This window comes from Chitinophaga sp. (genome assembly GCF_036569125.1).
Classification (GTDB): domain Bacteria; phylum Bacteroidota; class Bacteroidia; order Chitinophagales; family Chitinophagaceae; genus Chitinophaga.
Map to the genome: position 1 here is coordinate 1 of NZ_DATCRF010000398.1, position 7,199 is coordinate 7,199.

Consider the following 7,199-nt stretch of genomic DNA (forward strand, 5'->3'; position numbering starts at 1 on the left):
GGTTATTGACAATACGGCTGTGAAGCGTATTTTTGTAGACGGTGGTTTCAGCAAAAACCCATTGTACATGCATCTGCTGGCCGCAGCATTTCCGGATCTGGAAGTGTATGCAGCATCCGTAGCACAGGCTACGGCCGTAGGCGCAGCGCTGGCCATTCACCGCCACTGGAACACCCGCAATTTACCCGGCGACCTGGTGGAGCTGAAGTATTTTAAGGCAGCAGAAAGCATAAAGGATAAAGCATAAAGCTCAAGGCCCAAAGCTTAAAGCACAAAGCATAAAGCAGAAAGCACAAAGCTTTGATAGGGATATAAGCCGATCAGCTTTAAGCTTTACGCTTTCGGCTTTTAGCTCCAAGGTAATCAGCTTTATGCTTTGCGCTTTCGGCTTTATGCTAAAAAAAACATATGAAAGTAGGATTATTCATTCCCTGTTACATAGATCAGTTTTACCCGCAGGTGGGCATTGCTACATTACAGCTATTGGAAAAGCTGGGATGCGAGGTAGGGTACCCTTCGGGGCAAACCTGCTGCGGGCAGCCCATGGCTAACTCCGGGTATGAGCACCTTACTGATGGCTGCAACCGGCTGTTCACAGACAATTTCAAATCATACGACTACATTGTAGCACCCTCCGGCAGCTGTGTGCTGCACGTGAAGGACCATCTGCATGTAGCGGATAATGAAACCGCCGCCACGCATATACGGCAAAACATTTACGAGCTCTCTGAGTTCCTGACAGATGTATTGCAGGTAAAAAGCCTGCGCGCCAGGTTCCCGCATAAAGTAGGCGTGCATCAGAGCTGCCATGGGCAGCGCGGCCTGCATGTATCGCAAATGACGGAGCTGGTGGGGCCGGCCTTTTCCAAGCCTTTGCAGCTGTTAAATATGGTAGATGGCCTTGAGCTGATAGAGCTGAGCCGTAAGGATGAGTGCTGCGGTTTTGGCGGCACCTTTTGTGTGTTTGAAGAAGCCGTATCGGTAAAGATGGGCAAAGATCGTGTAGCCGATCACGTGCACCATGGCGCCGAATACATTACGGGTAATGATGTAAGCTGCCTGATGCACCTGGAAGGCATTTTACGCAGGCAGCAAAGCCCGGTGAAAGTATTACACCTTGCAGAGATACTGAATAACGAATAACTTTTTAATGTGCTGATGTGCTGATATGCCAATGTGCTGGTATTTGTTAAGAATATACCATCAATTGGCATAATAATATATCAGCGCATTCATAAAATTCAGCACATTAGCATATCAGCATATTAGCACATTATGAAAAGAGATCACGCTGAGCTGGCCGAAGCATTTAATGCCAATGAGCCCCGGGTGAACTGGCATGATGAAACGTTGTGGTGGGTACGCCAGAAGCGCGACAAAATGGCCTGGAGCATACCGGAATGGGAAACCCTGCGGGAAACCGCCTCCCTCATTAAACACAATGTGCTGGGCAACCTGCACGCTTACCTGGAAGAGTTTGAGCGCAATGCGCAGCAGAACGGCGCCATTGTACACTGGGCAGCAGATGCAGAGGAGCATAACCGTATTGTGCTGGAGCTGTTACAGCAGCAGGGCGTAAAACGCATGGTGAAAAGTAAATCCATGCTTACGGAAGAATGTCATTTGAATCACTACCTCGCCGATCATGGCATAGAAGTAATTGATACAGATCTGGGTGAACGTATTGTGCAGCTGGCCAAAGAGCCACCCAGCCATATAGTGCTGCCCTGTATCCATAAAAAGAAGGAGGAGATAGGAGACCTGTTCCATATTCACCTGGGCACGCCGGCCGGTAATGCCGATCCGCAGTTCCTCACCGCTGCTGCCCGTTTACACCTGCGCTCAGAATTTATACAATCCCGCGTAGCAATTACCGGGGTTAATTTTGCAGTAGCAGAAACAGGGGAGATGGTGGTATGCACCAATGAAGGAAACGCTGATATGGGCGCTCACCTGGCCGATGTACATATTGCCTGCATGGGCATTGAAAAGCTGGTGCCGCAGCGTAAGCACCTGGGCGTATTTCTGCGGCTGCTGGCCCGCAGTGCAACCGGCCAGCCCATTACCACTTACAGCAGTCATTTCCGTACGCCCAAACCCGGGCAGCAGTTACATATTGTATTGGTAGATAATGGCCGCAGCCGGCAGCTGGGGCGCGAGGATTTCCGCAACTCCCTGAAGTGTATCCGCTGCGGGGCCTGTATGAACACCTGCCCTGTATACCGCCGCAGCGGCGGGCATAGCTATCATAATGCTATTGCCGGTCCTATTGGGGCTATACTGGCGCCCAACCTGGATATGAAGCAGTATGCCGATCTGCCTTTTGCATCTACCTTATGCGGCTCCTGTTCCAATGTGTGCCCGGTGAAAATAGATATTCACCAGCAGCTGTATAAATGGCGGCAGGTATTGGTGCAGGATGGGCAGACCAAGGCAGCTAAGACCGCGGGCATGAAAGTGATGACCACTGTGCTTTCCCGTCCTGGCCTGTATAAGTTTGCAGGTAAAATGGCGCGCTGGGTAATGCGTGTAGCACCGGGTGTGGTAAACAACCGTTTTAACCCCTGGTACAAACAGCGTGAGCTGCCGCCGCCACCCGCAGAATCATTTGAAACGTGGTATAAAAAGAACCGATGAGCAACAGCAGAGATAAGATCCTGGCCGCAGTAAAACAAAATCAGCCGGCCGCCAGCCAGCTGCCTGACCTGGCGCCTTTTATAACCAGTGCGCCAGCCAGCCTGGAAGCTTTCCGTAAAGTAGCGGAAGGTATGGGCAGTCACCTGCTGGAAGTTACTGATGAAGCAGAGATCCCGGCCTTGCTGCACGAACACTACCCGGATATGGAGCAGGTGATCACCACCGATCCCTTATTGCATGCACGCGCCGCCACCTTTGACTGGCTAACCGGCGATGGCCGCCAGCTGCAGCAGGCCGACCTGGCCATTGTAAGAGCGCAGCTGGGCGTAGCCGAGAACGGGGCCTTATGGCTCACGGAAAAGGAGCTGCAGGTGCGTGTGCTGCCTTTTATTGCGCAGCACCTGGCCGTAGTGCTGGATGTGAATACCATTGTACCCACCATGCACCATGCCTATGAAAAAATAGGCGGTCCGCAGAACGGCTTCGGCGTATTTATTGCCGGCCCTTCCAAAACCGCCGATATAGAACAATCACTGGTGCTGGGCGCACACGGCGCCAAAAGCCTGACCATCATTATAAAGAAATAGTATGGGGGCGCCGGGCTATCCCACCGCCATCCTAGCGTCATGCCACTGCCATGCTAGCGCCATCCCATCACCATGCCACCACCAATCCACTTTTTAATTATTAATAATTCCCGTTCATGAAAACAGCCTTCAAAATGCACCTTAAGCCCGGCTTTGCGGAGGAATACCGCAGGCGCCACGCAGCCATCTGGCCCGAGCTGCAGCAGCTGCTAAAACACAGCGGCATTCACGATTACACCATTTTCCTGGATGAAGCAACGCATACGCTCTTCGCCGTTCAGCAGCAATCCGGTACCGGCTCCTCTCAAGACCTCGGCGCCCATCCCATCGTACAACGCTGGTGGGCCTACATGGCCGACATTATGGACACCCATCCCGACAATTCCCCCATCAGCACTCCCTTAACAGAGATGTTCCATATGGAGTAATTAATAATTAATGATTAATAATTAATAGCCAAAGGCAATAGTTCGGGGTAATAGGTAAGGTATATTAAAGGAGGGTAACAGAATATCAGGGGAGAGTACCAGAGTACCAGGCTAAAAGGACACATTGCAGGATGGAGTAATTAATAATTAATGATCAATAATTAATAGCTAAAGCAATAGTTCAGGGTAATAAATAAGGTATATTAAAAGGAGACTAGCAGGCTAACAGGATACGAGGCTAACAAATACCAGGCTAACAAAATACCAGGTTAACAAAATAAGGGTCTTCAGCATAATGTGGGCGGCTCCCGATAGGCCCAAAAAGAACCTTGGCCGGCGTCACACGCTTGAAAATGCCCAATACCACCTAGCCCTTGATACGACCCCCAAAGCCCCATAGCATTCCCAAACAGGCGGGCGCAGTTCGTTTGGGCCTACGGGAGCCAACCAAACAAAGGCAACCAAACAGAGGCAACCACACGGAACAACAACACTGAAAACAACCATACAGTAACCAGCCACATAAACCAGCCACACAAACCAACCACACAGCAACCAATCATACAATCATCCGGCAACCCAACCCTCAAAGAGAATTCCGCAATATCAGCTTAAACGGGTTCTTAACCCGCTCCGTACCCTTCTCTAAGATCATCTGCGCCGCAGTGATGCCCATTTGCTCATGATCGGTAGAGATCACGGTAATGCCATCCAGCAGCACCTCTTTCAGCAGCGTTTCATTATAGGATACGATCCCTACATCCTTACCGATCGCTAAAGCATTATTCCGGCAGATCTTCACCAGGTTCACCAAGTCCGTTTCCTCTATTACAATGAAAGCCTGGCCGGCTTTAACGGGAGCGCTCATTTCCAGGCCGTCTTCCATTACAGAGAAATTGAAATCATGCATGCGGCAAAAGTACTGGAACCCTTTGCGGATCTCCGGCGGGTAAGGCATAATGTTGCCGGGGTTCACAAATACCAGGCTGTTATACTTTTTCAGGGAGGGGAGGGCTTCGTATAAGGCTTCGTAAATATCCTTTTCAAAGTTCTGGAATACTACGGCATGCCTGCCGCCCAGCTCCGGCAGGTCTTTATCCAGCAGCAGCAGCTGTTGCTCGGGGATCTGCCGGATGATCTGCAGCACCCTTTCCGGCTGCTCATAAAAATGCGGCATGATCACGTAGTGGTCATAATCCCCCAGGTGGTTGCTGATCAGGCTATCAAAGAGCTGTACGTTGCTGTGGTGTATGTGCAGGTCTACAAACACTCCTTCGCCCAGGGTTTTTACAAAAGCATTGTAGATCTGTTTTTTATAGTTGCTGATCTTATTAAACAGCAGCAGCACCCGTAAGGGCATATTTACATCCGTACGGTATATAAAATAGCCTTTACCTTTTACGGACAGGATCACTTTTTTATCGCGCAGCTCTTTATAGGCCTTTTCCACCGTACCGCGGGACAGCAGGTATTGTTCGCTGAACTCATTGATGGAGGGGATCTGCTCATCTCTTCGCAGATCGCCGTCCCGTACCGCAGCCATAATGGAATCTACAATTTGCAGGTACACCGGAACTTTGCTGTTGGTATCTATATGCAGCGGTTTCATGGTTGAAATATAGTGAAAAGCGCCAAAGGGGAAAAGCCGTCTTTCACTTTTCAGGTTTTCGATTGTCTTAATATAGCTAAAATTATTATTATAACAATTTCACCCTGGACCGGCTGCTGAATGATTAGCGGTAAAGTACAGGATCTGTTTTCGGGATGCCTGCCATTCATAAGTGAAGATAAAAACCTGGTTCATTCCATAAAGATCTTAATCAGTTGTTAACGGATAACAAAACAAGAAGCGGTTAACGCAGTTATATAGCAGTAAGTGATCCTGTAACCATACTATAATGCTACCCGCTGTAACCTCACAACCGACTTATTATTCCTGATAGCTATAAAGAAGATTTTTTTTATTGTTATTATTTTAAACAATAAGTAAATTAGTATTGTTATAACTACCGAATAAGCTAACTACCGAGTACAAGTTTAAGCCACGTGAAAAGCTGATGGGCGTTGTTTTAGCAACATAACGCTCCTCTGCCCAACAACCTATTGTCCATTTCCCTACCGATATACTTACTGGTCATAAAAAGTTAAAAGGGCTATCAGGCAATTTGCGCCTTAGTGTACATAATGCGCAAAGTGAGTAATGATGCACCTTGGTAAAGAGAATGCCTCTTGCTCTATGACTGATATTAGTTTTAATAGATATTTTAAATTAAAAGATTTATCAGTGATCAATTTCATTAACGAAACTTTTAACTTTAATACGTAGTATTGCAAATAGGAATACTGACCCCCAATCCACGTTTACAGGGCATTAAGAGAGTTTAGCATGGGGTCCTGGTTATGAAAAAGGGATAATATACTGTTACAATGTTGGCAAGCAAAAAAGTTTCGTTAACTAAATCTTGATTATTGAAATACTATTGATATAACATGGGGGTATGTCACAATCATCCTATGTATATCAATAAGAAATGGCTATGATCAAAATCTAGTTTCTAACCTCATCTATTTAAAAATGGTAAAAAAGTCTTGGATTACCCCTTCATGGCTTATACTGTTATTGGATCTTATGTACGCAGGCGCAGCAATGTTATTCGCGTTGCTGTTAAGATTGAACTTTGACCTGGATGCGTTCAGGAACTATCCCTTAAAGGATATATTTAGTATAGTCGTTGGCGTTACATTCGTTTTCTCCCTGTTGTTACGTACCTACAAAGGCGTAGTGCGTTACACCAGCATAGCAGATATAGGCCGTATCTCCGGTTTAAGCTTCGTGTGTTCATTAGTGTATTATAATATAGAGAACATTAAGCTCTTAAATGAAGGGGCTATGATCTTCCCCCTGTCTGTGATTGTCATTAACTTCTTTATCAGCATTTTTACCTGGTTATCTTATCGTTTGATCGTTAAATGGTTCTTCCGTTTTTACTGGCGTGAGCGTAATGAAAATAAGCTCAGGGCCGCCATCTATAACACCAGCCATTCCGGTGTAATGGTGCGCAAAATGATCAATGAAGATAATGAGGCAAATATCCGGGTAGTAGCCTTTCTTGAAAATACCAGCGTGCTTACCGGCAGGCGGCTGGAAGGATTGCCTATTTATGCAGCCTGCCGCGCCTCTTTACAAAAGCTGGTAACACAGGAGCGTATTAAGCTGCTTATTATAGCAGATGAGCAGATAGAACCCGCATTGCTGAATGAGCTGGTAGACCAGTGCGCAGCGCTGAACATACGCGTGCAGAAGGTATTACCGGTAGATCAGTGGATCAGCGGCCGCTGGAACAATACGCAGTTAAAAGATATCAATATCGAAGACCTGCTGGAACGTTCTGTTATCAATATACAGAACCAGCAGGTGAGCCGTGGATTAAAAGGCCGGTACGTATTAGTGACCGGTGCCGCAGGCTCTATTGGCAGTGAGCTGGTTCGCCAGCTGATCAGGAACTCGCCTGCGGCTATTATTATGTGCGATAATGCAGAATCAGCC

General features: G+C 47.5%; 7 protein-coding genes. 6 read left to right on the forward strand and 1 reads right to left on the reverse strand.

The features are described 5' to 3' along the window. The 5 genes from VIM87_RS14875 to rhaM all read left to right on the forward strand — a co-directional run. Positions 1 to 247: FGGY-family carbohydrate kinase (locus VIM87_RS14875; RefSeq protein WP_331997753.1), on the forward strand; the 247-nt coding region annotated here is incomplete at its 5' end. Positions 248 to 408: 161 nt separating this feature from the next. Then, positions 409 to 1,143 (forward strand): (Fe-S)-binding protein, encoded by a 735-nt coding sequence (locus tag VIM87_RS14880; RefSeq protein WP_331997754.1) that lies wholly within the window; start codon positions 409 to 411, stop codon positions 1,141 to 1,143. A 132-nt stretch (positions 1,144 to 1,275) separates the two neighbouring features. Further along, positions 1,276 to 2,637, forward strand: coding sequence for a lactate utilization protein B (locus VIM87_RS14885; protein ID WP_331997755.1), 1,362 nt, complete (start codon positions 1,276 to 1,278; stop codon positions 2,635 to 2,637). After that, positions 2,634 to 3,224: a LutC/YkgG family protein gene (locus tag VIM87_RS14890; protein WP_331997756.1), complete on the forward strand. Its 591-nt coding sequence runs from the start codon at positions 2,634 to 2,636 to the stop codon at positions 3,222 to 3,224. The genes VIM87_RS14885 and VIM87_RS14890 overlap by 4 nt, the downstream gene beginning before the upstream one ends. Positions 3,225 to 3,340: 116 nt before the next feature. Continuing rightward, positions 3,341 to 3,652 carry an L-rhamnose mutarotase gene (rhaM, locus tag VIM87_RS14895; RefSeq protein ID WP_331997757.1) on the forward strand — a complete coding sequence of 104 codons (312 nt, stop codon included), beginning with the start codon at positions 3,341 to 3,343 and terminating at the stop codon, positions 3,650 to 3,652. 586 nt (positions 3,653 to 4,238) lie between these two features. Here rhaM and VIM87_RS14900 read toward each other — a convergent pair. Next, the gene (locus VIM87_RS14900; protein WP_331997758.1) at positions 4,239 to 5,261 is read right to left on the reverse strand and encodes a GntR family transcriptional regulator; all 1,023 of its coding nucleotides are present in this window, start codon (positions 5,259 to 5,261) and stop codon (positions 4,239 to 4,241) included. A 1,020-nt stretch (positions 5,262 to 6,281) separates the two neighbouring features. Here VIM87_RS14900 and VIM87_RS14905 point away from each other — a divergent pair. Then, on the forward strand, positions 6,282 to 7,199 hold a 918-nt coding region (locus VIM87_RS14905), incomplete at its 3' end, for a nucleoside-diphosphate sugar epimerase/dehydratase (RefSeq protein WP_331997759.1).

Bases quoted from the DNA above. Each gene is read 5' to 3' on its own strand.
- VIM87_RS14880 (WP_331997754.1), top strand. From the start codon at position 409: ATGAAAGTAGGATTATTCATTCCCTGTTACATAGATCAGTTTTACCCG.
- VIM87_RS14885 (WP_331997755.1), top strand. From the start codon at position 1,276: ATGAAAAGAGATCACGCTGAGCTGGCCGAAGCATTTAATGCCAATGAG.
- VIM87_RS14890 (WP_331997756.1), top strand. From the start codon at position 2,634: ATGAGCAACAGCAGAGATAAGATCCTGGCCGCAGTAAAACAAAATCAG.
- rhaM (WP_331997757.1), top strand. From the start codon at position 3,341: ATGAAAACAGCCTTCAAAATGCACCTTAAGCCCGGCTTTGCGGAGGAA.
- VIM87_RS14900 (WP_331997758.1), bottom strand. From the start codon at position 5,261: ATGAAACCGCTGCATATAGATACCAACAGCAAAGTTCCGGTGTACCTG.